Origin of the sequence: Thalassospira profundimaris, from assembly GCF_003326675.1 — a bacterium.
Taxonomy (GTDB): Bacteria; Pseudomonadota; Alphaproteobacteria; order Rhodospirillales; family Thalassospiraceae; genus Thalassospira; species Thalassospira aquimaris.
Genome location: NZ_JPWF01000044.1, coordinates 1 through 724 on the forward strand (window position 1 = coordinate 1; position 724 = coordinate 724).

Consider the following 724-nt stretch of genomic DNA (forward strand, 5'->3'; position numbering starts at 1 on the left):
GTCCGTAGGTCTACCGTTAACCTATTCCCCAGCAGGAGAACTTAGTGTTCTTGTTCGGTCGAGGCGTGTGAATTAATCGATAGCATATGGCTTGTCAAGGCAGGAGTAACGAGATTGTCGCAAGAAAACCTGCTTCATTTCGGTGTGTTCGCATTTACACGTTCCAGCGTTGAAATGAGATATGGAACATCTCCATCCCCGGTGAATTCCTGATGTCAAGCGGGCCTGCACCAGTCGTTCGACCGATTGCATCGTACTAGTCCCCGGGATTCTCAAACTTTTTTCGGAGAGTAGTGATGATCTTGGCTTTGCTTGTATCGAAAATCAGAAATGTCTTTTACAAAACGCGCGGCCTGAACCTGATTTGAGATATTTCTCGAAGGCAAAAGCCTTATCCCGATCCTCAAACCCAAAGGTATTCACAAGCTTCCAGGGACCGTAGGTGGCTGTGTGCCGCGAACCTGAATCATCTTGACCATTATTATGCCGCTTCAAACGCTCTGCTACGTCGCTTGTGCAACCGATATAGAATTTTTCAGGAAATTGTATGCTTTGGATGATGTAGACGTACTGCACTTTGATACAACCGCCTCCGCCAAGGCTTTGGCGTGTCAGCCTTCGCCAATATGCATCTTTCCAAGTTACCAGTGTAAGGCTCTGGCGTGCCAAGCCGAAGCCCGTTAGGGCGAAGGCTGGCTGGGGAACCTGGATTCGAACCAGGACT

1 protein-coding gene is annotated in these 724 nt (G+C 48.8%); it reads right to left on the reverse strand.

Translation table 11 applies throughout. The features are described 5' to 3' along the window. Positions 1-324: 324 nt before the first annotated feature. The coding region (locus tag TH19_RS23185; RefSeq protein ID WP_258548092.1) for a GIY-YIG nuclease family protein at positions 325-724 on the reverse strand (400 nt) is incomplete at its 5' end.